Below are 23,648 nucleotides of genomic sequence, written 5' to 3'. Positions count from 1 at the left end.
AGGTTTGTTTGAGCAGCGATACAAAAACAAACGGCGGGATTTCCCGCCGTTTCTCATTTGCGCTTCAAGAACGCCTGCTTCACCCTGGCCCGCCGGTGCTGGTCCTGCACATCATGCGCCTTCTTCTTGTCCAGCCCCAGGATCTTCTCGATGAACTCGAACCACACGAAGGCGAACACCATCAGCCCGACGATATACCACCAGGAGAGCTCGGCAAAGCGCCACACTTCAAGCCCGCGCAGGGTCACGAGGGCGGCAATCAGGATGATCAAGGGCATGATGAAACTCCTTCTATCCCACATCTTACCGAAATATAGTTCCATGCGGCAATTATTTGTGACTTATCGTTGCTAAACCGACCATCCCCGTTGCTTCATCGTTACAGAGTGTATCGGTTGATGAAGCGCAGACAGAAACCCTGTACTATCACTCCCGTGTTAAACCTGGAGAAACAAATGAAACGCTCCCTGATGTTGTGTGTTGTGTTGTCGGCCCTCGCGTCCACCAGCGCGTTCGCACAAGCAGACCTGGCGAAAGCCAAGAACTGCATGGCCTGCCATGCCGTGGCGAACAAGCTGGTCGGTCCATCCTACAAGGACGTTGCATCCAAGTACGCCGGCCAGAAAGCCGCGGAAGACAAGCTGGTGCAAAAGGTCATGAAGGGCGGCGCAGGTGTCTGGGGTCCGGTGCCGATGCCGGCGAACCCGCAGGTGAGCGAAGCGGAAGCACGCAGCCTGGTCAAGTGGGTCCTGGCGACCAAGTAAGCCGCACCCGCAATAAGAAAAGCGCGCCTGCGTGAGCAGAGCGCGCTTTTTTATTGGCAAGAAAGTCAGCGGATCACGTCGATACGGGTTCGCTTGCCGCCCTTGTAGGTGAACAGGGTGAGGGCGCCGTTCTGGATGTCCCCGAATTGATCGAACTGGACGGTGCCGGTCACACCCTCGTACTTGATCTTCTTCAGTTCCGGCAGGTACTTGGCCGGCTCGGCGGATTTCGCGTTCTGCATCGCGGCCGCCATCACCATCACCGAGTCGTACACATAGGGCGCGTACAGCTGCACGTCCAGGCCGGTCTTCTGCTTGAAGCGGGCGCGGAAGTCGGTCATCACCTGTTCCTGCGTCCCTTTCACGCCGCCCGCCTCGGCGCAGATCACCTTGCCGTCGGCCAGGGCATTGCCCGCCAGGCGGCCCAGCGCCTCGGTACACATGCCGTCGCCGCCCATGAAGATGGCGTTGATGCCCAGCGATTTCATTTGCTTGAGCATGGGGCCGGCCACCGAATCCATGCCGCCGAAGAACACCAGGTCGGGCTTCTTGGCGCGGATCGAGGTCAGGATGGCCGCGTAGTCGGTGGCGGTGGCGCTGGTGAATTCCTTGCCCACGATGCGCACGCCCGGCCCCTTGGCGCCCTTGACGAACTCGGTCGCCACGCCCTGGCCGTAGGTGGTGCGGTCGTCGATGACGGCGATGTTCTTCGCCTTCAGGGTCTCGACCGCGTACTTGCCCAGGGTGCCGCCCAGCTTGGAATCGTTGGCCACCACGCGGAAGGCGCCCGGGAAGCCCTGCTTGGTGTATTGCGGCGCGGTGGTGGCGGGCGAGATCTGCACCAGGCCGGCGTCGTGGTAGATCTTCGAGGCCGGCACCGTGGTGCCCGAGTTCAGGTGGCCGACGATGCCGTTGACCTTGGCGTCGACCAGCTTCTGGGCCACGGCGGTGCCTTGCTTCGGATCGCTGCCGTCGTCCTCGGCCAGCAGCTGGAACTTGACCTTCTGGCCGTTGATCGTGACGCCCTTGGCATTGAGCTCGTCGATCGCCATGCGGGCGGCGTTCTCGTTGTCCTTGCCGAGGTGGGCGTTGGGACCGGAGACCGGGCCCACATGGCCGATCTTGACGACCTGCTGCGCACCGGCGGCGCCTGCGAAGGCCATGGCGATGGCCAGCGCGATGAATTTGGTGCTCGACTGCATCTGTGTCTCCCTAAGGTGATGAACTGGGTACAGCCGGTATCGCGGCTCGTCAAAATTACAGCAATTTGCGGGCCTGGCATAGGGGAAAGCACATGTTCGTGGTTTATTGCACCTGAGCAGTGCAAGACGCATGGCGGCGGTGCGCCGGCGCGCCGCGTCAGCACAGGTCAGGCTGCAATACGGCGCTTCGCAACGCGCCTGAGCGGCTTGTCCAGCCGGCGGCTTTCCGCTTCGCCGACGGCCGCCAGGTAGCCGCGCGCCCAGGCGGCCTGGCGCGGCGCCTGCCCGTGACCGGCGGCCAGGCCGTCGAGCAGGCGGTCGGCCACCGCAAAATCGTTGAGCACGCCCAGGCGGTCCTGCAGCTTGGCCAGGCGGACGGTGTAGCGCTTCGTGCGCTTGGCAGGCAGCAGGTCGTGGAAGAACTCGGCCGCGTAGCGCGCTTTCTTGGCGGCGATGCGCACGCGGTGGCGCGCCGGGGCGTCCCGCGGATCGAGTTTGGCGATGCGCCGTGCCAGGCGTTGTTCGGCCTTGCGCAACAAGGGCCGGAGTCCGCGCGTGGCGCGCGCGGCCAGCGCCGAGTTCTTGGGCAGGGCGCCGCCCTCGCGCCACTGGCGGCCGCGCAGCCAGCCACCCAGCTGCAGCATCAGCAGCGTCGTGCGCGGCGCATGCAGCGTGTGCAGGAGTTGCTTGTGGGCGCCGTTCGCCTTGTCCTGCGCCGCACTGCGCAGCGCGGCCAGATCGGCGCCATCGGCGCAGCCGGTGCCATCGGCTGCATGATCGAGCGTGGACCCGGCCAGCACGTCCCAGTCGCGCGCGGCGCCCAGTTCCCCGGACAGCCAGTCGAGGCTGTCGAGCATCTCGGCGGGCGGCGCGGCCAGGTGCGCGAACATGTCCAGCAGGGCGCGCAGGCGGCGCAGGCCGACCCGCATCTGGTGCAGGCTCTCGACGTCCTTGCGCAGCACGCCGGGCAGGTTGGCCTCGACCTGGCGCAGGCAGCTCAGGCCGATGCGCTGGAAAGCGTCTTCCAGGCTCATGCGCGATCCCAGCCGGATGCGCTCCGCCTTGACCGCCGGCGCCGGCTCGTCCGCCAGCATGGCGTGGCCGCGCGCGGCCAGGCTGGCGCCGGCGAGTTCGAGCGGGATGTCCTGGTGCAGGGCCAGGGCCAGCGCGAACAGCTCGGCCGGATCGCCGCGCGCGAGCGCGAGTTCCAGTTCGGAGAGCTGCGCATGGCGGTCGCCGCAGGCGAGGTCGCCGGCGTCGAGGGCGCAGGCGAGCTGGCGGCCGTCGGGCAGGACGATGTCCCAGGTGGTGCGGCGTATGCTGCTCAGGAAGACCGGCTGCAGCCTGGCGGCGATGTCCTCGTCGGCGAGCAGTCGGGCCAGTGCGGCGGACTTGACCTGGCGCGCCAGCAGCGCGGGCTGGGGCTGGCCGCCGGGCAGGGCCGATTCCCAGGCGCCGCGCCCCTGCGGGGCCGACACGCTGCGCGCGATCTGGATCCAGCTGTCCTGCTCATCCTTGTTGCTGCGCACGCGCAAAGTAAGGCCATGCTTCCAGAGCTCGCGCTCCGGCGTGTCGTACCAGGTATCGGTCAGGTGATGCTCGCGCGGGGCGCCCCGGGCGCGCTCGGCCAGCACCGGGTGGCTGCGGATGCGCTCCAGGGCCGCCGGCGGAACCTTGAGTGTCAGCTCGGTTTCCATGGACGGGTCCTTTCCCGCCTAGTGGAGCATAAGCGGGGGAGGCGTGGCGCATGGATGGGTTCTCGGCGCCCGGCTAGGCAAAGCGCCGGTACCCGCGATCGGCGAAGTAGCCCGCGATCGCGTCGCAGGAAGCGGTCGGATCGCTCAGCCCGACATAGTAGTCGGGCCGCACCAGGTAGACGGCATTGCGCTCGAACCCCGCCTGCTCGTGCACGGCGCCCCAGGGGAAGACCTGGACCGGCAAGCCGTGGCGCAGGCACCAGTCGCGCAGCGCGGAGCGCGCCTCGCCGTAGACATGCACCTGCCAGCCGATGCGTGCGGGCTGGGCATGGTTGTCCTGCCCTTCGAGCATGGCCCAGGGCAGGCGGTCGCCGCCCTTGACCTTGCCGGCGGTGCCGTCGGACAGCGGGCTGTCGTGGTAGTGGATGGTGGTCTGGGAAATCGTCCGGAACACGAATTCGCGCGCCGCCTCGAAGCTGTAGGCGGCGTTGGCGACCGTGGGCGCGATGTGCATGCGCACGAAGTCGGCGAAGCCGCCCTCGGCTGTGATGAAGGTGAAGGCGCGGTCGGTGGTGTCGACCAGCCGGCGCGCGAAGGCCAGCCTTTCGGTCTTGTAGCTGTCGAGCAATGCGTCGCTGGCGTCGCCGCGCAGCACGTCGGCCAGCTTCCAGGCCAGGTTGATGGCGTCGCCGATGCCGGTGTTCATGCCCTGGCCGCCCGCCGGGCTGTGCACGTGAGCGGCGTCGCCGAGCAGGAAGACCTGGCCGTGCCGGTACCGGTCGGTCACGCGGTGGTGGGTGCGGTAGGTGGAGAACCAGTGGACCTGCTCGACCTTCACGCCCAGGCTTTCCATGGCCTTGTGGCTGACGTCCTCGAAGCTCAGGTCATCGGGCTGCTTGCCGGCGCCGGTGCGCTCGTCGCGGATGGTGCCGATCAGGCGGGCGCGGCCGTCGCGCGTATAGGGAAAGAGCAGCAGGAAGTCCGAGGTGTCGAGGGAGGCATGCACCTCGCTGCCGGTCTCCATGCCCCCGATCTGCACGTCGGCCACATAGAACAGGTGGGCGTAGGTGCCGCCGGGAAAACCGGCGCCGAGCTTGTGCCGTACGAAGGAGCGGGCGCCGTCGCAGCCGGCCAGGAAGCGGGCCGTGCACTCGCGCTCGCCTTGCGGCGTGTGCAGGCGCGCCACCACCTGGCCGCCACGGTCGTCAAAATCGACCAGTTCGGTGTGGCGCTGGACATCGACGCCGGCCAGCCGCAGGCGCCGCTCCAGCAGCCGCTCATGCCTGTCTTGCGGATAGATCAGCACGAAGGGATAAGGGGTGACGTCGCCGCCGGCCGCGAGGAAGGACAGGTGCGCCTTGCGCCTGCCCCGGACCCACAGGTTGATCGCCTCGGCCGGGGCGCCCTCGGCGGCGACCTCCTCGGCGATGCCGGTCTGGCGGTAGAGCTCCAGGGTGCGCGCCTGGACCACCATGGCGCGCGAGGTGGTGCCGGGTTCGGCCGCCTTGTCCACGATGCCCACCCGGATGCCCTGGTGGGTCAGCCAAAGTCCAAGGGCCATGCCGGTCGGACCCGCGCCTGCGATGAGTACGTCGTAGTCTTCCATGGCTTCCTCCCGGCTGTTCTCTCATCAGAGACGCCGGCCGGCGGAATGTTCCCGCGCGCGGCGCCTATTCGACGACCAAGGCGAGATCGCGTCCCTGCAAGGCCACCTGGCCGGCATAGTCGGCCGCATGGATGCGCAAGGTGTAATTTCCTGGAGTCAGCGCGCCCACCTTCCAGCTCCCCGCCTCGACTTCGCCGTCGTGCAGGCGGTTGTTTACAGCATAGTCGAACTGCGTGGATTTGCTGCCGTAGACCGTGATGCCGCTGGTCGGCGCATAGACCAGCTTGACGGCATCCGGATTGCGCGGCAGGCGGTCGTAGACCTGGGTGATGAGGGGCCGTTCGAAGCCCGCCACCGGCGCGCCGTCCGGCTGCAGGAGCTGGTAGCCCAGCTTGTACAGGCCGAGCTTGCGGCGCGCCAGGTTGCCGTCGACCTGGTCGTAGGCGTTGACCACGATGTGCACGTCGCCCAGGCTGCGCGGCACCCGTAGCGGCTGCCCTTTCTTCGCGGTGATGCGCTTGCCGGCGCTGTCGTAGAGCGCGATGCGCTGGATGGTCGGGGCCACCCCGTCCGAGAAGCCCACGAAAGGCAGGGTCAGCGGATTGACCACCATGCCGCCCTGGTAGTAGTCGAGGTGGACGTGGGACATGGCGTTGATGGTGCCGAGCGGGTCGCCCACCTGGAAGCGGGTGCCGCGCGGCACCCGCACGCGCTCGGCCTTGCCCTTGGCGTCCAGCAGGATCTGGAAGCGCGGATCGAGTGGCTTGCCGCGCGTGTCGCGCCCGACCCGCATGTGAATATAGGACAGCGGCCCCACGCTCAGGCCTTCGCCGAGCGCGCCGAAGGCCCAGTTGGCGTAGGGATCGGTCACTTTGCCGGGCAGGACTGCCAGCACCTTCGCGCCGACGTCGGCGCGCACGTCGAGGCCGGCATGGAAGTGGTCGCGGCTGTCGCCGTTGTAGCTGCCGCGCACTTCGCCCATCACGCCCACGACTTCGTGGGCCATGTCCTGCGGACCGACCGGCCAGGGCATGGGCTCGGTGCGGCGGACCAGGGGCGGCCGGCCTCGCGCCGGCGCCGCCTCGCCGGGGCGTGCCTGGGCCAGCCGGTGCACGCGCGGCGCGGCGGCGTCGCTGACGACCAGGCTGCCGTCGCGGTCGACCGCGATGGCGCGCGGGCCGAACAGCTGGACCGTGCCGTCGCTGCCGAAGCCCTCCGGGTCCGGCGCCAGGTCGGCGTCCTGCAGGGCGCGCAGCTCGCCGTCCGGCCTGCGCTGCAGGATGCGGCCGCCCGAGCCGGAGGCGATGTACAGGTAGCCGTCGCGGGTCACGGCTACCCCCACCGGGCGCCGCAGCATGGGGCGGCGCTCGGTCTCCAGCGGGGCGGCCACGGTCGAGACCAGGCCGTCGCGGCCGATCATGCGCACCGCGTGGTTGCCGGTGTCGGCCACATAGAGCGTGCCGTCGAGGGCGGCGGCGATCGCGCTCGGGGTGTCGAAGGCCGCTTCCAGCGCCGGGCCGTCCAGCTTGCCGGGCTTGCCGTTGCCGGCAATCGTCGTGACGCTGCCGTCCGGCCCGATGCGGCGGATGCGGTCGTTGTAGGTATCGGCGACGTAGACGATGCCGGCGGCATCCACGGCGACGCCGACCGGACCGTTGAACCGGGCCGCGCGGCCGACGCCGTCGAGGTAGCCGGGCGCGCCGCCGCCGGCCAGGGTGGTGACGCTGCCGTCGGGCGCCACCTTGCGGATCGCGTGGTTGCCGGTGTCGGCCACCAGCAGGTTGCCCTGGTGGTCGAGGGCGAGGGCGGAGGGCGTGTCGAAGGCGGCCGCCGTTCCCTTGCCGTCGGCGAAGCCTTCGCTGCCGCCGGCAAGGGTGCCGACCGTGCCGTCGGGGGCGATGACGCGGATGCGGTTGCTGTCGCCGCCGTCGGCGACATGGATGCGGCCTTGCGGGTCGATGGCGACGCCGTAGGGATCGCTGAAGCGGCTGCTCGCGGCCGGGCCGTCGGCAACGCCGGGCAGGCCGTTGCCGGCCAGGGTGCCGACGCGCGCGGGCCAGAAGGGCGTGGTCGCCGTGACGGCCGGCGCGAGCACGGCCACGCCGCCGGGGCCGCGCTCGACGAAGTCGGTGTAGTACAGGGCCGTGCCGACGGCCAGGAGGGCGGCGCCTGCGAGCGTCGCGATGAGGGTGCTTCGTTTCACTGGTGCGGCCGGGTGGATTGCTCAGGCCGCAATCTTAGCCGAAGGGTCGGGAATGCGGCGTCCGGACGGGGTGGAATGGCTGAACAGTGGGATGGGGGACTGTCGGGTTGGCAGGTTTTCCTGCCGACGCGGTCGACCAGCGGAAATATGGACGATGTGGGTCATTGCACGGGCTTGTTGAACGCGTCGGCGGAAGAGCCGCCAACCCTACGATTATTTGCCCAGCGTCTGCAGATGCGAGATTTCCTGCGCCACCGCCTGGCTCACCACCTCGCCGATGGTCTGCTCCAGGTTCGCGCGGATCTGGCCGGTGAAGCCGTCGAGGGCGCCGGCGACCGCCGCGGCGATGCCGTCGCGCAGGCGCTGCTCGATCACGAAATCGATCCGCCCCTGCAGCTGGGCCAGGATGCGTTCCGTCACGCGCCGTTCCAGCACGCTCCATTCCTCACCGGTCCAGCGCTCGACGGCGCGGCGCTCCAGCTGTTCGGCGCCGTCTTCCTGGGCGGGGGCAGGGGCGGGCGCGGCGGGTTCGGCCACGACTTCGGTCAGTACCGGGATGCTCGCGTCGAAAGGAGAAGGCTGGTTCATGACTGTCCTGCGACGAAGTGGGTCAGGGGATAGGACTGCTTCTTGTACGCGACGTAGCGCTTGCGGCCCTCGGCGGCATCCAGCTCGTCGGTCGAGATGATCTCGAACACGCGCGCGAACTGGTCGACCGTGCTCGGGGTGCGCTGCGTCAGGTTGACCAGCATCTCGTGGTGCGGCAGCGGCGCGGCCTCGTCGGCGGTGATGATCACCGGCGTCTGCGGCGCCAGCGGGTCGCCGGCCGGCACGTGCGGAATGAAATCGGTATCGCCGACCATCCACAGCGCCTCGTTCAGCGCCTGCGCCTGTTCCTCGCTGTCGGCCAGCACCACCACCTTGGCGCGCGCGGCGTAGGCCTTGCGCGCCAGGCGGCAGGCATAGGCCAGCTTGTCGGGGATGTTGGTATGGAAGTCGATCCGGGTCATGGCGTATGTCGAAATAAAACGGGGAGGACCAGCCTCCCCGGGTGCATCAGGCGTTCATGCCGCTGTGGCGCAGCAGGGCGTCGATCTGCGGTTCGCGGCCGCGGAAGGCCTTGAAGGATTCCAGGGCCGGGCGCGAGCCGCCCACCGCCAGGATCTCGCGCTGGAAGCGGCGGCCGGTCTCGGTCAGCTGGTCGACGCCGTGCTCCAGGGCTTCCTCGAAGGCCGCGTAGGCGTCGGCCGACAGCACCTCGGCCCACTTGTAGCTGTAGTAGCCGGCCGCATAGCCACCCGCGAAGATGTGGCTGAACGAGTGCTGGAAGCGGTTGAAGGCGGGCGGGGTGATCACCGCGAACTGCTTGCGGATGTCGTCGATCAGCTCCTGCACGGTGCGCTCGCTGTTCGGGTCGAAGTCGTAGTGCAGGTGCATGTCGATCAGCGAGAACTCGACCTGGCGCAGGGTCTGCAAGCCGGCCTGGAAGTTCTTGGCCGCCATCATCTTGTCGTAGAGCGCGCGCGGCAGCGGCTCGCCCGTCTTCACGTGCGCGGTCATCTGCTGCAGCTTGTCCCACTCCCAGCAGAAGTTCTCCATGAACTGCGAAGGCAGCTCCACCGCATCCCACTCCACGCCCGAGATGCCGGACACCGACAGCTCCTCGACTTCGGTCAGCATGTGGTGCAGGCCGTGGCCGAATTCGTGGAACAGGGTGATGACTTCGTCGTGCGTGAACAGCGAAGGCTGGAGCTTGCCGTCGACCTTCGCCGGCGGCGTGAAGTTGCAGGTCAGGTAGGCGATCGGGGTCTGGACGATGCCGCCGGTCGCCAGGCGGCGGCCGCGCGCGTCGTCCATCCAGGCGCCGGGCGCCTTGCCGGGACGGGCGTACAGGTCCAGGTAGAACTGGCCGATCAGCTGGCCGTCGCGCTCGATGCGGAAGAAGCGCACGTCCGGGTGCCATACGGGGGCCTGGTCAGGCAGGATGCGCACCGAGAACAGGTCCTGGATCACGGTGAACAGGCCTTCGACCACTTTCGGCTCGGGGAAGTATTCCTTCACTTCCTGGGCCGAGAAGGCGTAGCGCTGCTCGCGCAGCTTTTCCGAGGCGAAGGTCACGTCCCAGGACTTCAGCTCGTCGATCGCCAGCTCGTCGCGGGCGAAGGCGCGCAGCTCTTCCAGGTCTTTCTCGGCGAAGGGGCGGGCGCGGCGCGCCAGGTCTTCGAGGAACTCGACCACATGGAGCGGGCTCTCGGCCATCTTCGGCACCAGCGAGACCTCGGCGAAGTTCGCGTACTCCAGCAGCTGGGCTTCCTCGTGGCGCAGCTTGAGCAGCTGGACGATGACGCTGGAGTTGTCCCACTTCTCGCGCTGGCTGAACACCACGCCTTCTTCCGACGCCTTGGTGGCGCTGGCGCGGTAGATCTTCTCGCGCAGCGCGCGGTGGTGGGCCTGCTGCAGCACCGGGAAGTAGGACGGGAAATGCAGGGTGAACTGCCAGCCGGCCTTGCCGTCCTGTTCGGCGGAAGCGCGGGCGGCCTGCTTGACGTCCTCGGGCAGGCCGGACAGCTCGGCTTCGTGCTCGACCAGCAGCTTGAAGTCGTTGGTGGCGTCCAGCACGTTTTCCGAGAAGCGGGTCGACAGGGCGGCCTGCTGTTCCTGGATCTCGGCGAAGCGCTGCTTCTTATCGGCGGGCAGTTCGGCGCCGCCCAGGCGGAAGTCGCGCAGGGCGTTCTCGATGATGCGCTTGCGCGCGGCGCTCAAGCCGGCGTAGTCCGGGCTGTTCCGCAGCGCCTTGTACTTGGCGAACAGCGCCTCGTTCTGGCCCAGTGCGGTCCAGAACTCGGTGACCTTGGGCTGGTTCTCGTTATAGGCGGCGCGCAGCTCGGGCGTGTCGGCCACGTGGTTCAGGTGGTTGACCACGCCCCAGGCGCGGCCCAGCCGCTCGGTGGCTTCCTCGAGCGGGACCACGAAGCCGTCCCAGCTTACCGTATCGGCGGGGGCTTCCAGCCGGGTCACGACCGCGGCGGCTTCCTTGATCAGCTGTTCGATCGCCGGCGTGACGTGTTCCGGACGGAACTGGTCGAAGCGCGGCAGGCCGGAAAAATCGAGGAGGGGATTGCTGGTCTCGAGGCTCATGGTCTTCCTTCCTGAATGGTTATGCCAGGCCGGGCTTCGGTTCCATTCCCTTTGCCTGGCCGCTTGCTTGGCTGGAGTGTACGCGCTCGGCGGACTCCACGGTATTCATCAACAGCATGGTAATCGTCATCGGGCCGACGCCGCCCGGCACCGGGGTGATGTGCGCGGCCACGTCGCTCACGCCGGCGAAATCGACGTCGCCGCACAGCTTGCCGGCGTCGTCGCGGTTCATCCCGACGTCGATCACGATCGCGCCCGGCTTGACCATGTCGGCGGTGAGGGTGTTGCGGCGGCCGACGGCGGCCACGACCACGTCGGCCTGGCGGGTGTGGTAGCCCAGGTCCGGCGTGGCGCTATGGCAGATGGTGACGGTGGCGTTGGCTTGCAAGAGCAGCAGGGCCATCGGCTTGCCGACGGTGTTGCTGCGGCCGATGACGACGGCGTGCTTGCCGCGCAGGTCGATGCCGGTGGTCTCGATCAGCTTCATGCAGCCGTAGGGGGTGCAGGGACGGAAGCCCGGCAGGTTGGCGACCAGTTCGCCGGCCGACAGCACCGAGTAGCCGTCCACGTCCTTGCTGGTGGCGATGGCTTCGATGACCTTGCTCGGGTCGATGTGCCTGGGCAGGGGCATCTGGACCAGGATGCCGTGGATCGCCGGGTCCGCGTTCAGCGCGGCGATGCGCTCGAGCAGGGCTGCCTCGGTGAGATCGGCGTCGTACTTTTCCAGCACCGAGTGGAAGCCCACGTCGCCGCAGGCCTTGACCTTGTTGCGCACGTAGACGTGGCTGGCCGGGTCTTCGCCGACCAGGATCACGGCCAGGCCGGGCTGCTTGCCGGCGGCGGTCAGCTTGGCGGCGCGTTCCTTGATATCGGCGCGCAGTTGTTGGGAAAGGAGGACTCCGTCGATCAGTTGGGCAGGCATGGGTAGGCTCGGGACTGGGCAAAAGTGAAATTATACGGCCCCGGCCCCGGGTGTGCTCTATCGCGCGCCGCGAGGGGGCAAGCATTGTCATATTCATAGTTCAACGCTGCATACCAACTCCCGTCGTCCCGGCCTCCGCCGGGACGACGGTTTTTCTGCCATAGGTGAGAGCGAGCTTTGTCGTATTGACGCGGATGTTTCATTATAGGATCGACAAGCATGGGAGTTTGTCATGGGGCACCCAAAAATGTGCGGTCGCAGCATGCAATCTCACATTATGAAACGACATATCGCAATTTGAAAAAGAAAAATACCACTGGTAGAATCCAAGGGTTTATTAATCGATATTTGAAATTTCACCACTTCGCCGCCAGCCAATAATTAGGGAACGGGTGGGGCGCATACTCAAGGAGACGCATTAATGTCAGCTCAACTCGACCAGTTGACGGCACAAGCTGCCAACGACCCGGACACCCTCGAGACCCAGGAATGGCTCGACGCCCTGGAAGCGGTGATCGAACATGAGGGTACCGAACGCGCCCACTACCTGATGGAGCGCATGGTCGACCTGGCGCGCCGCCGCGGCGCCCACATCCCGTTCTCGAGCAACACCGCCTATGTCAACACCATCCCGGCGCACCTGAACCAGAACTGCCCGGGCAACCTCGAATACGAAGAGCGCCTGCGCTCCTGGATGCGCTGGAACGCGATGGCGATGGTGGTCAAGGCCAACCGCGCCGACGGCGACCTGGGCGGCCACATCTCGTCCTTCGCCTCGCTGGCCAACATGCTGGGCATCGGCTTCAACCACTTCTGGCACGCCCCGACCGAAGAACACGGCGGCGACCTGCTCTACATCCAGGGCCACAGCTCGCCCGGCATCTACGCCCGCGCCTACCTCGAGGGCCGCATCACCGAAGAGCAGATGCTGAACTTCCGCCGCGAAGTCGACGGCAAGGGCCTGTCGTCCTACCCGCACCCGAAACTGATGCCGGACTTCTGGCAGTTCCCGACCGTGTCGATGGGCCTGGGCCCGTTGATGGCGATCTACCAGGCGCGCTTCCTGAAGTACCTGCACGCGCGCGGCATCGCCAACACCGAAGCCCGCAAGGTCTGGGTCTTCTGCGGCGACGGCGAGATGGACGAGCCGGAATCGATGGGCGCGATCGGCATGGCGGCGCGCGAGCGCCTCGACAACCTGGTCATGGTCGTCAACTGCAACCTGCAGCGTCTGGACGGCCCGGTGCGCGGCAACGGCAAGATCATCCAGGAACTCGAAGCCGACTTCCGCGGCGCCGGCTGGAACGTGGTCAAGGTCATCTGGGGCTCGCAATGGGACGCCCTGCTGTCGCAGGACAAGGACGGCATCCTGCAGCGCGTGATGATGGAAACCGTCGACGGCGAATACCAGAACTACAAGGCCAAGGATGGCGCCTACGTGCGCAAGCACTTCTTCGGCAAGCATCCGAAGCTGCTCGAGATGGTCGCCAACATGAGCGACGACGACATCTGGCGCCTGACCCGCGGCGGCCACGACCCGCACAAGATCTATGCCGCGTTCAAGAACGCGCAGGAGAACAAGGGTTCGCCGACCGTGCTGCTGGTGAAGACCGTCAAGGGCTTCGGCATGGGCAAGTCGGGCGAGGCGCGCAACACCGCGCACCAGACCAAGAAGCTGGACGACGAGGCGATCCGCGAAATGCGCGACCGCTTCAACATTCCTATCCCGGACGACAAGCTGGCCGAGATCCCCTTCTTCAAGCCGTCCGACGACGCGCCTGAAATGAAATACCTGCACGAGCGCCGCAAGGCCCTCGGCGGCTACCTGCCGCAGCGCCGCGCCAAGGCCGACGAAGCCCTGGTGGTGCCGAAGCTGGAAACCTTCAAGTCCGTGCTCGAGCCGACCGCGGAAGGCCGCGAGATCTCGACCACCCAGTCCTACGTGCGCGTCATCACCAGCCTGCTGAAGGACCCGAGCATCGGCCAGCGCATCGTGCCGATCCTGGTCGACGAATCGCGTACCTTCGGCATGGAAGGCCTGTTCCGCCAGATCGGCATCTTCAACCAGCAGGGCCAGCTCTACGAGCCGGTCGACCGCGACCAGGTGATGTACTACCGCGAAGACAAGGCCGGCCAGATCCTGCAAGAGGGTATCAACGAAGCGGGCGGCATGAGCTCGTGGATCGCCGCGGCGACCTCGTACTCGTCGAACAACCGCACCATGATCCCGTTCTACACCTTCTATTCGATGTTCGGCATGCAGCGCGTCGGCGACCTGGTGTGGCTGGCGGGCGACATCCGCGCCCGCGGCTTCCTGATGGGCGGCACCGCCGGCCGCACCACCCTGAACGGCGAAGGCCTGCAGCACGAGGATGGCCACAGCCACATCATCGCGGCCACGGTCCCGAACTGCCTGCCCTACGATCCGACCTTCGGTCACGAAGTCGCGGTGATCATCCAGGACGGCCTGCGCCGCATGGTGGAAGAACAGGAAGACGTGTTCTACTACATCACCATCATGAACGAGAACTACCAGCATCCGGGCCTGAAAGCCGGCCAGGAAGAGGGCATCCTGAAGGGCATGTACCTGCTCCAGGAAGGCGAACAGCAGGCGCAGAACCGCGTGCAGCTGATCGGCTGCGGCACCATCCTGCGCGAGTCGATCTTCGCGGCCGAGCTGCTGAAGAACGACTGGGGCGTGGCTGCGGACGTGTGGTCGGCGCCGTCGCTCACCCTGCTGGCCCGCGATGGCCAGGACGCCGAGCGCTGGAACATGGTCAACCCCGATGCCGAGCAGCGCGTGCCTTACGTGACCTCGCTGATGCAGAACACCACCGGCCCGATCGTCGCGACCACCGACTACATGCGCATGTTCGCCGAGCAGATCCGCGCCTTCATGCCGAAGGACCGCAGCTACAAGGTGCTGGGCACCGACGGCTTCGGCCGCTCGGATTCGCGCGTCAAGCTGCGCGAGTTCTTCGAGGTGAACCGCTACTACATCACCGTGGCGTCGCTGCGCGCGCTGGCCGATGAGGGCAAGATCGAGCGCTCGCTCGTGGCGCAGGCGATTGCCAAGTACGGTATCGATCCGAACAAGCCGAATCCTGTGACCCAGTAAATGCTCCGTCGTCCCCGCGCAGGCGGGGACCCAAGTTTGCGTGCGTAGCTACAGCTTACGTTCTGGCTATGCTAAGAAACTTGGGTCCCCGCCTTCGCGGGGATGACGTGTGGCGCACTCAAATAAGAACGGAGCTAACACTATGAGCATTGTGGAAGTCAAAGTCCCCGACATCGGCGACTTCAAGGAAGTCGAAGTGATCGAGCTGATGGTCAAGCCGGGCGACACCATCAAGGTCGACCAGTCGCTGGTCACCGTCGAATCGGACAAGGCCAGCATGGAGATCCCGTCCAGCCATGCCGGCGTGGTCAAGGAAATCAAGGTCAAGGTCGGCGACAAGGTGGCCGAAGGTTCGCTCGTGCTGATGCTGGAAGCCAGCGGCGGCGCGCCTGCCGTCGCCGCACCTGCCGCCGCACCTGCCACAGCATCTGCGCCGGCCGCGGCGCCTGCCGCCCAGGCTCCGGCCGCTGCGGCGCCTGCAGCCGCTCCCGCTCCTGCCGCGGCGCAGGCCATAGCACCTTCGCAAGGCGTCACCGGCAACAAGGCGCACGCCTCGCCGTCGATCCGCAAGTTCGCCCGCGAACTGGGCGTGGACCTGGCGCGCGTGCCGGGCAGCGGTCCGAAAGGCCGCATCACCCAGCAGGACGTGCAGAACTTCGTCAAGGGCGTGATGGCTGCCGGCCCGACCGCCGCGGCCCCGGCCAAGACCGGTGGCGGCGGAGGCATGGACGTGCTGCCGTGGCCGTCGCTCGACTTCTCGAAGTTCGGCCCGACCGAGACCGTGGCCCTGCCGCGCATCAAGAAAATCTCGGGTCCGAACCTGCACCGCAACTGGGTCATGATCCCGCACGTCACCCACTTCGACGAAGCGGACGTGACCGACCTGGAACAGTTCCGCGTCGACTCCAACGCCGCGCTGGCCAAGCAGAAGTCCGCCGTCAAGCTGACCATGCTGGCCTTCGTGATCAAGGCGTCGGTCGCCGCGCTGAAGAAGTTCCCGCAATTTAATTCGTCGCTGTCGGAAGACGGCGCCAGCCTGATCGTCAAGCAGTACTTCAACATCGGCTTCGCGGCCGACACCCCGAACGGCCTGGTGGTCCCGGTCGTGAAGGATGCCGACAAGAAGACGATCTCGCAGATCGCCGTCGAGATGGGCGAGCTGTCCGCGCAGGCGCGCGACGGCAAGCTTTCGCCGGCCGCGATGCAGGGTGCGACCTTCACCATCTCGTCGCTGGGTGGTATCGGCGGCACCGCGTTCACGCCGATCATCAACGCGCCGGAAGTGGCCATCCTGGGCCTGTCCAAGTCGGCGATGAAGCCGGTATGGGACGGCTCGAGCTTCCAGCCACGCCTGATGCTGCCGCTGTCGCTGTCCTACGACCACCGCGTGATCGACGGCGCCGGCGCCGCACGCTTCGCCGCGTACCTGGCCGAGGTGCTGGCCGACCTGCGCAAGACCCTTCTGTGATTGGAGCGCGTTCATGAGCACTGTTGAAGTAAAAGTCCCGAACATCGGCGACTTCAAGGATGTGGAAGTGATCGAGCTGCTGGTCAAGGCGGGCGACACCATCAAGGTCGACCAGTCGCTGATCACCGTCGAGTCCGACAAGGCCAGCATGGAGATCCCGTCGACCCATGCGGGCGTGGTGAAGGAACTCAAGGTCAAGGTCGGCGACAAGGTCAACGAAGGCTCGATGCTGCTGGTGCTGGATGAATCCGGCGCCGGCGCCGGCGCTGGTGCACCTGCACCTGCGCCGGCCGCTGCCGCGCCTGCGGCCGCTCCGGCCCAGGCATCGGCACAAACCCCGGCCAACAAGCCGGCCGATTCGTACGCCCCGGCCCACCCGACGCCGTCCGCACCCGCGGCCCCGGTGCCGGGCGCCGCCAGCTACAGCGGCCCGGTCGATATCGAGTGCGAGATGATGGTGCTGGGCGCCGGCCCGGGCGGCTATTCGGCCGCCTTCCGCGCCGCCGACCTCGGCATGAACACCGTGCTGATCGAGCGCTACGCGACCCTGGGCGGCGTCTGCCTGAACGTGGGCTGCATCCCCTCGAAGGCGCTGCTGCATGTGGCCCACGTGATCGACGAGACCGCCCACATGGGCGACGTCGGCGTCACCTTCGCCAAGCCGGAAGTCGACATCGACAAGCTGCGCGGCTTCAAGGACGGCGTGGTCAAGAAGATGACGGGCGGCCTGAATTTCATGGCCAAGTCGCGCAAGGTCAATGTGGTGCAGGGCGTGGGCCAGTTCCTGAGCCCGAACCACGTCGAAGTGAGCACGCCCGACGGCGGGAAGAAGGTCATCAAGTTCCAGAAGGGCATCATCGCCGCCGGTTCGGCCGTGGTGAAGCTGCCTTTCGTGCCGGAAGACCCGCGCATCGTCGATTCGACCGGCGCGCTGGAGCTGCGCCAGGTGCCCAAGCGCATGCTGGTCATCGGCGGCGGCATCATCGGCCTGGAGATGGCGACCGTGTACTCCACGCTCGGCGCGCGCATCGACGTGGTCGAGATGATGGACGGCCTGATGCAGGGCGCGGACCGCGACGCGGTGCGTGTCTGGCAGAAGCACAACGCCCACCGCTTCGACAACATCATGCTGAAGACCAAGACCGTCGGCGTGGAAGCGCTGCCGGAAGGGATCAAGGTCACGTTTGAAGCGGCGGAAGCCGGCGCCACCGCGCCCGAGCCGCAGCTCTACGACCTGGTGCTGGTGGCCGTGGGCCGCAGCCCGAACGGCAAGAAGGTCGGCGCCGACAAGGCCGGCGTGGCGGTGAGCGACCGCGGCTTCATCCCGGTCGACAGCCAGATGCGCACCAACGTGCCGCACATCTTCGCGATCGGCGACCTGGTCGGCCAGCCGATGCTGGCCCACAAGGCGGTGCACGAGGCGCACGTGGCGGCGGAAGCGGCCCACGGCGAGAAGGCGCACTTCGATGTCAAGGTGATCCCGTCGGTGGCCTACACCGATCCGGAAGTGGCCTGGGTCGGCATCACCGAGGAAGAAGCCAAGGCCAAGGGCATCAAGGTCGAGAAGGGCCACTTCCCGTGGTCCGCCAGCGGCCGCGCCGTGGCCAACGGCCGCGACGAAGGCTTCACCAAGCTGCTGTTCGACGCCGACACCCACCGCATCATCGGCGGCACCATCGTCGGCACCAGCGCGGGCGACATGATCGGCGAAGTGGCGCTGGCGATCGAGATGGGCGCGGATGGCGTGGATATCGGCAAGACCATCCACCCGCACCCGACCCTGGGCGAGTCGATCGGCATGGCGGCGGAGGCGTACGAAGGTACGTGTACGGATCTGCCGCCGCCGCGCAAGCGTTGATGGTTTTCTGAGCGTGTAGAAACGGGACCTCTTGGGTCCCGTTTTTTTATGTGTTGTTGGCTGCGTGCCAACTTGGGTCCCCGCCTTCGCGGGGATGACGGGCGTAAGTAGGTGGTGCAATCAAGCCTTACCCTTGGCGCTTGAACGTCATCCCCGCGAAGGCGGGGACCCAATTCCGCAGCGCAGTGAGAACACCAACGCCAGCTACATCTGCCTGAACAACTCCACATAATTCCTGCTCACCACCAGCTCCTCCTTCCGCCCCTTGAGCCTGACCAGCATCCTCCCGCGAAAATCCGTCCTGGTCCCCGCCACATGCTTGGCCGCCACGATCACCCCGCGGTGGATCTGCCAGAACTGCTGCGCATCCAGCTGCTCCCTCAGCTTGCTGAGCGGCGTACGGATCAGGCTTTCTCCATCCGCCAGGAACACGCTGGTGTACTTGTCGTTGCTCTGGAAGTAGATCACCTCGTCGATGGCGATGAGGCGCGTTTCCTGCCCCTGCGCCGCGCGGATCCACTGCAAGGGCGCCGGCGCGGGCGCCGCCACCCCGAGCTGCCGCAGCAGCGCCTGCAGCGCGTCCGCCGCCAGGGCGGGCGCCGGCAAGGTCTGCTTGAGCCGCTCGACGGTGCGCGCCAGGCGTTCCAGCCCGATCGGCTTGAGCAGGTAGTCGAAGGCGGCATGCTCGAAGGCCTGCAAGGTGTAGTGATCGTAGGCCGTGGTGAACACCACGCGCGGCGGCTTCGCTCCCTCGCACAGCCGCGCCGCCAGTTCGATCCCGGTCAAGCCCGGCATCTGGATGTCGAGGAACACCACGTCCGGCGCCAGTTCGTCGATCAGCGCCAGCGCCTGTACGCCGTTGGCGGCGCGCGTGACGCGCAGTTCCGGCCAGGCGATGGCCAGCTGGGAGGCGAGATAGTCGAGCAGATGCGGTTCGTCGTCTGCAATCAGGGCGCGGGGATGGTCGATGGCGGCACCGTGGAAAGAGGAAGCAGCAGGCGCGCGGTGACGCCGCCGGCCGGGTTTTCGAGAAGCTGGAGCTGGCCGGCCAGCTGGCGCAGCCGTTCGCGCAGGTTGGCCAGGCCGACCCCGCCGCCGGGACGCGGTGTGGCCGTGCGCAAGCCCTGGCCGCTGTCGCAGACTTCGACGCACAGCATGGCGCCGTCCAGGCGCGCCCGCAGCACGATCTCGCCACCCTCCAGCTTGGGCTCGATGCCGTGCATGATCGCGTTCTCCACCAGGGGCTGCAGCAGCATCGGCGTCATCGGCAGGGCGCGCAGCCCGGCATCGAGCTCGATGCGCCAGCGCAGGCGCCCGCCCAGGCGCACGCCCAGCACGTCGAGGTAGGCGCCCGCCAGGTCGAGCTCGCTGCCCAGGGTCGCGTGCTCGGCGCGGCTGGCGGCCAGGCCGGCGCGCAGGTAGTCGATGAAGCGTTCCAGCATGCGGCGCGCGGTGGCCGGCTGGCTGTCGATCAGGCTGACCACATTGGCCAGCGTGTTGTACAGGAAGTGCGGTTCGATCTGGGCCTGCAGCGCGCGCAGGCGCGCCTCGGCGATCAGCCGGCCCGCGGCGGCGATCTGTTCCTGCTGGCGCGCATTGTCGGCCGCACGCCGCAGGCGCCGCTCGCCGGCGGCCAGCACCATGACCATCAAGACCGCCGTCATCAGGGCGAAGGCCAGCAGGAAGGTGAGGGTGGCGCTGTACTGGAAAAAGCGCAGCGGGCTCTTGCCGACGACCAGCGCATTGCCGAAGGGGATGCCGATCACGCTGGCCAGGGCGATCGCCAGCACCTGGGCGGCGCGGAAGCGCCACGGCTTCCCGCGCGGGAAATAGCGTTCCAGCAGCTCCAGCATGGCGTGGATCATGAAGCCGATCAGGTTGCTGATCACGAGGGTGGCGAACAGCAGCCGCGCGAAGGACATGCCCGACCTGCCCATCAGTTTTTGCAGGATGGTCAGCCCCAGCGCGAGCAGGCTGCTCCAGATTGCCGTGTAGAGCAGGTTGCGCAAGAGCGAGGAAGGCCAGCGCCGGAACAGCGGAATCAGTTCCAGGGGATGGTGGCCGCGCTCGCGGGCAGGACTGTCGGCAACGGATTCGTGGGAAGTGATCATGCGGACACGAAATTACCATGAAAGCAGTGTGGTGTGCGATAGGGCAGCCTTGCCAGCGCGACCGGACCCTCCTTGATGCGCGCCGCATCGAAGACCGTCATCACGCTGGCGCCGGCGCGCAGGTCTTGCGCCACGCCGACCAGGTAGCCGTCGGTCTCGCTGCGCGCATGGCGGCGGGCCACCAGCACATGTTCCTCCACCTGCCAGCCGTCGCCGAAGCAGTAGCTATCCAGCTTGCCGCTGTCGGTGTCGATCAGGTGAACGGTGTCGAGCCGGTCGTGGGCATTGCGCGCGTCGCTGCCCAGCAGGGCCAGGCGCCGGTGGCGGCTGCCCACCACCTGCGGCATCACGCGCGGAAACTCGCTCGGGCCGAGCAGGCGGCTGGTGCGCGCCTGGCCCGCCGCGTAGTCGAGGCAGACCTGCACGGCCTGGCTGCGCGTAGGCGAGGGCGGGCGGCGTTCGCCGGCCATCAGGCCGCCGAGTTCCTTCAGGATGTCGCCCTCGTGCAGCACCACGTCGAAGCGGGTGCAGGCGCCGTCCTCCCAGGCGTTTCCGAAGTGGAACACCATCGCGGGCGGCAGCTCGAACACCCGGCGCACGGCCAGCGACGCCTTGTCGACCACGAGCACGCGCAGCGGCCGCGCCGACGGGCCGTCGCCGGCCCAGGCATGGCGTTCGGCGAAACTCATGCTGGCGCCCGGCTGGAGGTCGTAGGGCGGGATCAAAAAGATCAGATGCTTCGCGCTCACCGCGAAGTCGTGCACCATGGCTTGCTGCGGCACCGGGATGACGGCGGTGCGCAGGACTTCGCCGCCGGCGCCGATCTGGTAGAGGGCGATGCGCTCGGCGCCCGGCATTGCGCCGAAGTTCCACATGCCGCCCTGCGGATCGATCTTCGGATGGGCCGAGAAAGGCATCGCGCGCAGGTCCTCGCGCCAGGTGGTGATGCCGCGCGTGGCGAGCGTGTCCGGGTCGATCTCGATGGCCGACCCGCCTTCCCACAGCGCGTACAGGCGGCCGCCGAAGGGCAGGAGATTGGTGTTGGCGGCGTTCAGGCTGTCGTTGTCGCGAAAACCGCGCCGCATCACGTGGGTGCCGAAAGAGGGATACAGGAATTGGCCGGCTCGCGATTCGTCCAGGAAGCGGGGCGTCTCCACGAAGCGCCCCTGGTGCTGCACCTTGCCCTCCCGGATGCGCCAGCGCTGGACGAAGCCGTCGCCGTCGAACCAGTGGTGGTGGCGTTCGCCGCCGAGCTCGAAGCGGCCCGGGCCGTTGCGGTAGAAGCTGCCCTGGAGGTCGGCGGGCAGGCGCCCGCTGAGGCGCGCCTCGCCGGCCTGGCTGCCGGCGACACCGGCATAGACGGCCAGCGACGGGTCGCGCACCAGGGCGGCATGGAAACGGCGGTAGGTGTCCTGGTCGGCGCGGGCGCCGCCGGCCAGGGCAAGGAGTCCCGCGCCCAGGCCGGCATCGAGGAAGCGGCGGCGGTCCATGCCGGCCTCAGCGCAGGCTGACGGTGGCGCTGGCGCCGCCGGCGGCGACCGCGAACCGGGTCTGCTCGAAGGAGGGCGGGCCCATGTGGCCGAACGCGTTGTTGCTGAACGCGTGCTGTTCGGACGGGATGCCCATCAGGTTGCGGTCCATCTTGCCGTTGCCGTTGGCGTCGTGGAACAGGGCGAAACCGTAGTCTCCCGCCGGCAGGTCCTTGATCAGCACGTTCACCGCGCCGGTACTGGCCGGCACCCGCGCCACCTTGGCCGGACGCTTGAGGAAGCTTTCGGCGGAATCGTAGACGGCCACCATGATGCTGCCCTCGGAGGATTTGACGTCGTCGACGCGGATCGCGAGGTCGCCCGCGTGGGCGGCGGCGCAGGAAAGGACGAGGGCGAGGCAGCTTGCGTTGCGGAACAGTTTCATGGTGGTCTCCAGTCGGTTGGGATGGAGACACTGTAGCGGGCGGCCTGGCCGCCGATGCGGGCTTGCGACGGGAGGCCGCCCTGGCGGCGCGAGTTGCGTGCCGGCGGCGCGAAATGCGGCGGCCGAAGCGTGCGCCGGTTGCCGCCGGCTGGCGACACGCTATCATGGGGGCGTGAGGCGGCAATTCCTTGCCGCGGTCGCGTCTGGCTCAGGAGGCTGACATGGACGAACACGGCAATGACTACATCGGCACGGTCTTCGTGCTGCCCGAAACGCGCTGCTTCGAACTCAAGACCACGATCCGCGGAGAACCCGTGACCGTGACCGGGACCATTTCGCAGCACCTGGCGGCGAAATTCGACGACCAGGGACGGGATGGCATCGACCCGCGCCAGGTGGCGCTGGCCCCGCGCCGGGTGGAGGTGGTGACCCGCGAGATCCACGAACGGCACCGCGCATCGCGCACGGTGCACTGCCTGACGCGGGTGTACGACCTGGAAGACCTGGGCGCGGCGAAACCGGTGCCGGTGGCCACGGTGTAAGGCGGGTGGCCGGCATGTCTGGCCGCGCACCTGGCACCTGGGCAAAAAAAAACCGCCCGGCAAACCGGACGGCCTTTTTGCGGCCTGCAGCTGATTAACCGAAACTGACGAAGCGCTGCGGAATATCGATCGTCCCCGCCTGCGCCGCGGCGGCGTAGGCACGCATTTCGGCAACGACCGCTTCGAGCTGTTCGTTGCCGGGGTTCTCCATGAAGCACTTCATGCGTTCTTGCAGCGACGCCTGCTGGTCACGCCATTCGTAACGGGACGACTTGCTCATACTGCCTCCTCGCGGTGTGCCGCTGTTGTGTTCTTGGTATCCATGACACCCTCCTGGTAAAGGCTTTCAGGCTCTCACGGAAGGCAGAGACGGGTCGGTGCGATGACGCACAGAGTCTTGCCTCAAGGATGCTTGAGGACACTGCGGTAGAACAGTTCCATGCGCTGCGTCAGGAGGCGCTGGGCTTCCTCGCCGCACGGCTCCTGGCCCGGGAACAGGAAGCGCCCGAGGGGATCGCCATTGATGCAGGAGATCAGGTAAGGCGCCAGCTGGTCGAAGGGCAGGTCCTCGCGCAGCTGGGCGCGCACGTCCGCGCGGGCGAAGAAACGGTCCAGCATCTCGCGGGTCATGCGCGGCCCCGCCTCGTAGAACGTGTCCGCCAGCTCCGGGTTGCTGCCCGACTCGGCAATGACCACCCGCTGCAGGGCCACGGCGTCGGACTCGCACAGCAGCGCATAGAACACGCGCGCGAAATCGTCCAGGATGGCGCGCAGCGGACGGGTGTCCTCTTCCATGCTGCCGGCAGGGAAGAAGCGCTCGCGGCGCGCCACCAGGGCAGCCTTGAGCAGGCCCGCCTTGCCGCCGAACTTCACATAGATGGTGCGCACCGCCACGCGCGCCTCGCGCGCGATCGCTTCCAGGCTGACCTTGGTATAGCCATGCTTGAGGAACAGGCCGCCTGCTACATGGATCAGTTCCTGGGTGCGCGCCTCGACTTCGGACGCCTTGGGGCGGCCGGCCGACTTGACGCAGGAAGGGGGAGGCAGGGATTTGTTCATGGTTCAAACTTTAGAGCAAACTCAAATGAAATGCAACCGTTTCATT

The 23,648-nt window shown here is 67.3% G+C and carries 20 protein-coding genes; 5 read left to right on the top strand and 15 right to left on the bottom strand.

Annotated features, from left to right (window positions below):
• Nucleotides 1-53 precede the first annotated feature (53 nt).
• Nucleotides 54-278: a TIGR04438 family Trp-rich protein gene (locus tag V7778_RS14080; protein ID WP_335556210.1), complete on the bottom strand. Its 225-nt coding sequence runs from the start codon at nucleotides 276-278 to the stop codon at nucleotides 54-56.
• A 177-nt stretch (nucleotides 279-455) separates the two neighbouring features.
• Between V7778_RS14080 and V7778_RS14075 the strand changes: the two genes are divergently transcribed.
• The gene (locus tag V7778_RS14075; RefSeq protein ID WP_335556208.1) at nucleotides 456-764 is read left to right on the top strand and encodes a c-type cytochrome; all 309 of its coding nucleotides are present in this window, start codon (nucleotides 456-458) and stop codon (nucleotides 762-764) included.
• Nucleotides 765-829: 65 nt separating this feature from the next.
• Here the strand turns inward: V7778_RS14075 and V7778_RS14070 are convergent, their stop codons facing one another.
• The 8 genes from V7778_RS14070 to folD form a co-directional block, all read right to left on the bottom strand.
• Nucleotides 830-1,966 (bottom strand): branched-chain amino acid ABC transporter substrate-binding protein, encoded by a 1,137-nt coding sequence (locus V7778_RS14070; RefSeq protein ID WP_335556206.1) that lies wholly within the window; start codon nucleotides 1,964-1,966, stop codon nucleotides 830-832.
• A gap of 167 nt (nucleotides 1,967-2,133) precedes the next feature.
• On the bottom strand, nucleotides 2,134-3,663 hold the full coding sequence (locus V7778_RS14065; RefSeq protein WP_335556204.1) for a CYTH and CHAD domain-containing protein: 1,530 nt from the start codon (nucleotides 3,661-3,663) through the stop codon (nucleotides 2,134-2,136).
• Between the two features lie 73 nt (nucleotides 3,664-3,736).
• The gene (locus tag V7778_RS14060) at nucleotides 3,737-5,269 is read right to left on the bottom strand and encodes an FAD-dependent monooxygenase (RefSeq protein WP_335556202.1); all 1,533 of its coding nucleotides are present in this window, start codon (nucleotides 5,267-5,269) and stop codon (nucleotides 3,737-3,739) included.
• A 64-nt stretch (nucleotides 5,270-5,333) separates the two neighbouring features.
• Complete coding sequence (locus V7778_RS14055) at nucleotides 5,334-7,472, bottom strand: NHL repeat-containing protein (protein ID WP_335556200.1); 2,139 nt, start codon at nucleotides 7,470-7,472, stop codon at nucleotides 5,334-5,336.
• 213 nt (nucleotides 7,473-7,685) lie between these two features.
• The gene (locus tag V7778_RS14050; RefSeq protein WP_335556199.1) at nucleotides 7,686-8,060 is read right to left on the bottom strand and encodes a hypothetical protein; all 375 of its coding nucleotides are present in this window, start codon (nucleotides 8,058-8,060) and stop codon (nucleotides 7,686-7,688) included.
• A complete protein-coding gene (locus V7778_RS14045) occupies nucleotides 8,057-8,482 on the bottom strand; it encodes a DNA polymerase III subunit chi (protein WP_211519353.1) in 426 nt (141 codons plus the stop codon). Before V7778_RS14045 ends, V7778_RS14050 begins: the two co-directional genes overlap by 4 nt.
• A 46-nt stretch (nucleotides 8,483-8,528) precedes the next feature.
• Nucleotides 8,529-10,610, bottom strand: coding sequence for a M3 family metallopeptidase (locus tag V7778_RS14040; RefSeq protein ID WP_335556196.1), 2,082 nt, complete (start codon nucleotides 10,608-10,610; stop codon nucleotides 8,529-8,531).
• Nucleotides 10,611-10,629: 19 nt separating this feature from the next.
• A complete protein-coding gene (gene folD, locus V7778_RS14035) occupies nucleotides 10,630-11,532 on the bottom strand; it encodes a bifunctional methylenetetrahydrofolate dehydrogenase/methenyltetrahydrofolate cyclohydrolase FolD (RefSeq protein WP_335556193.1) in 903 nt (300 codons plus the stop codon).
• Between the two features lie 421 nt (nucleotides 11,533-11,953).
• Here folD and aceE point away from each other — a divergent pair, with 421 nt between their 5' ends.
• From aceE to lpdA, 3 genes are all read left to right on the top strand, one after another.
• Complete coding sequence (aceE, locus tag V7778_RS14030; RefSeq protein ID WP_335556191.1) at nucleotides 11,954-14,650, top strand: pyruvate dehydrogenase (acetyl-transferring), homodimeric type; 2,697 nt, start codon at nucleotides 11,954-11,956, stop codon at nucleotides 14,648-14,650.
• A 142-nt stretch (nucleotides 14,651-14,792) separates the two neighbouring features.
• Nucleotides 14,793-16,118 (top strand): dihydrolipoyllysine-residue acetyltransferase, encoded by a 1,326-nt coding sequence (aceF, locus tag V7778_RS14025; protein ID WP_335556189.1) that lies wholly within the window; start codon nucleotides 14,793-14,795, stop codon nucleotides 16,116-16,118.
• Nucleotides 16,119-16,131: 13 nt separating this feature from the next.
• Nucleotides 16,132-17,976 (top strand): dihydrolipoyl dehydrogenase, encoded by a 1,845-nt coding sequence (lpdA, locus tag V7778_RS14020; RefSeq protein ID WP_335556188.1) that lies wholly within the window; start codon nucleotides 16,132-16,134, stop codon nucleotides 17,974-17,976.
• Nucleotides 17,977-18,180: 204 nt separating this feature from the next.
• Here the strand turns inward: lpdA and V7778_RS14015 are convergent, their stop codons facing one another.
• The 4 genes from V7778_RS14015 to V7778_RS14000 are packed head-to-tail and all read right to left on the bottom strand — an operon-like array spanning nucleotide 18,181 to nucleotide 22,001.
• Complete coding sequence (locus V7778_RS14015) at nucleotides 18,181-18,903, bottom strand: LytR/AlgR family response regulator transcription factor (RefSeq protein WP_335556221.1); 723 nt, start codon at nucleotides 18,901-18,903, stop codon at nucleotides 18,181-18,183.
• A gap of 20 nt (nucleotides 18,904-18,923) precedes the next feature.
• Nucleotides 18,924-20,087: a sensor histidine kinase gene (locus tag V7778_RS14010; protein ID WP_335556186.1), complete on the bottom strand. Its 1,164-nt coding sequence runs from the start codon at nucleotides 20,085-20,087 to the stop codon at nucleotides 18,924-18,926.
• Nucleotides 20,084-21,577, bottom strand: a complete 1,494-nt coding sequence (locus V7778_RS14005; RefSeq protein ID WP_335556185.1) for a carotenoid oxygenase family protein — start codon at nucleotides 21,575-21,577, stop codon at nucleotides 20,084-20,086. Before V7778_RS14005 ends, V7778_RS14010 begins: the two co-directional genes overlap by 4 nt.
• A gap of 7 nt (nucleotides 21,578-21,584) precedes the next feature.
• Nucleotides 21,585-22,001 carry a DUF2141 domain-containing protein gene (locus V7778_RS14000; protein WP_335556183.1) on the bottom strand — a complete coding sequence of 139 codons (417 nt, stop codon included), beginning with the start codon at nucleotides 21,999-22,001 and terminating at the stop codon, nucleotides 21,585-21,587.
• 221 nt (nucleotides 22,002-22,222) lie between these two features.
• On the opposite strand from V7778_RS14000, the gene V7778_RS13995 reads away from it, so the two are divergent.
• The gene (locus tag V7778_RS13995; RefSeq protein ID WP_335556182.1) at nucleotides 22,223-22,543 is read left to right on the top strand and encodes a hypothetical protein; all 321 of its coding nucleotides are present in this window, start codon (nucleotides 22,223-22,225) and stop codon (nucleotides 22,541-22,543) included.
• A gap of 94 nt (nucleotides 22,544-22,637) precedes the next feature.
• Here the strand turns inward: V7778_RS13995 and V7778_RS13990 are convergent, their stop codons facing one another.
• A complete protein-coding gene (locus V7778_RS13990) occupies nucleotides 22,638-22,823 on the bottom strand; it encodes a hypothetical protein (RefSeq protein ID WP_335556180.1) in 186 nt (61 codons plus the stop codon).
• Between the two features lie 122 nt (nucleotides 22,824-22,945).
• Complete coding sequence (locus V7778_RS13985) at nucleotides 22,946-23,602, bottom strand: TetR/AcrR family transcriptional regulator (RefSeq protein ID WP_335556178.1); 657 nt, start codon at nucleotides 23,600-23,602, stop codon at nucleotides 22,946-22,948.
• Nucleotides 23,603-23,648: the final 46 nt, after the last annotated feature.

The sequence above is a fragment of the Massilia sp. DD77 genome (genome assembly GCF_036961685.1).
Classification (GTDB): Bacteria; Pseudomonadota; Gammaproteobacteria; order Burkholderiales; family Burkholderiaceae_D; genus Telluria.
Note: the sequence above shows the minus strand (reverse complement) of the source record. Positions and strands in the feature narration are given on the sequence as shown.